This window comes from Marinobacterium sp. xm-g-59, assembly GCF_013283315.1.
In the GTDB taxonomy this organism is placed as follows: Bacteria; Pseudomonadota; Gammaproteobacteria; order Pseudomonadales; family Balneatricaceae; genus Marinobacterium_E.
In genome coordinates this window covers 1-1,194 of record NZ_WBYR01000032.1, presented here as the reverse complement: position 1 = coordinate 1,194, position 1,194 = coordinate 1, and the positions used below count along the sequence as shown (strand labels likewise).

Sequence of the window (1,194 nt, the reverse complement as noted above, 5' to 3'; positions counted from 1 at the left end):
TGACCTCTCCCCCAAAAACTAGACCATGACCTCGATGAGATTTCCATTTAACCTAAAGGGATGGAGATCTCGATATGAAGAAGCGTTACACCGAAGAACAGATCATTAAGGCGATCAAAGAGCATGAGGCAGGAGCCAAGGTAGATGACATCTGCCGTAGGCTAAATGTATCAGCTGGAACCTTTTACAACTGGCGAAGTAAATATGCTGGTCTTGAGGTTAACGAAGCCAAACGCCTTCGTGAGCTTGAAGCTGAAAATAATAAACTCAAGAAGCTTCTAGCGGAGAAGTTACTTGAGGTCGATGCTATGAAGGATGTTCTCTCAAAAAAGTGGTAAAGACCGCTCAGCGTAAAGAGGTGGTCACACATCTGATTGAACATCATAACTTAAGTGAAAGAGCTGCTTGCAGACTGGCTTGTTTAGGCAGATCGAGCTTTCGATATGTGGCCACGCCAACTGATGATTCAGCACTTCGGGATCGGCTAAAAGAACTGGCTGCAAAGCAGTCAGCTTACGGTTATTTGATGTTGCACAGTCTTCTTAAGACTGAGGGACTAGTCATTAACAAGAAGCGTACATATCGCCTCTATACGGAAGAAGGACTTCAGGTCAGAACTAAGAAGCGTAAGAAGCTAACTCGTCCTAGACAGCCTCTAGAGGTGCCTACTGAAGTAAATCAGCGTTGGTCCATGGATTTTGTAGCCGACCAATTAGCTGGCGGACGCAGATTTAGGGTTTTGAATGTTGTCGATGACTATTCAAGAGAGATGGTTGGGCAGTTGGTCTCTATATCAATCAGTGGACGACAAGTTGCCAGATTCCTATCGGAGCTGATTGAGTCACGTAGCAAGCCTAAAAAGATTATTTGTGACAACGGAACAGAGTTTACTAGCAAGGCGATGTTCTTTTGGAGCAAAGAGACAGCTGTGCAGCTAGGATTTATTCAGCCAGGCAAACCCACTCAAAACGCTTTTGTTGAGAGCTTGAATGGCAAATTTAGAAACGAATGCCTAAATCAGCATTGGTTTAGAACGCTGGATGAAGCAAGATATGAGATCGATTTATGGCGAGATCATTACAATAAAGTAAGACCACATAGTGCACTTGGCTATGTGCCACCAGAGGAATTCGCTAAGCGTGCTGCTTAGCAAAATCTCATCGAAGAAGTGGTACTAACTAAGGGGAAAGGTCA

1 protein-coding gene is annotated in these 1,194 nt (G+C 44.2%); it reads left to right on the top strand.

Going from position 1 to position 1,194, the window contains the following annotated elements:
- Positions 1-74 precede the first annotated feature (74 nt).
- A protein-coding gene (locus XMG59_RS12020; RefSeq protein ID WP_173481153.1) for an IS3 family transposase occupies positions 75-1,150 on the top strand; the annotation gives its coding sequence in 2 pieces (ribosomal slippage) (positions 75-324 and positions 324-1,150; 1,077 coding nt in all).
- Positions 1,151-1,194: the final 44 nt, after the last annotated feature.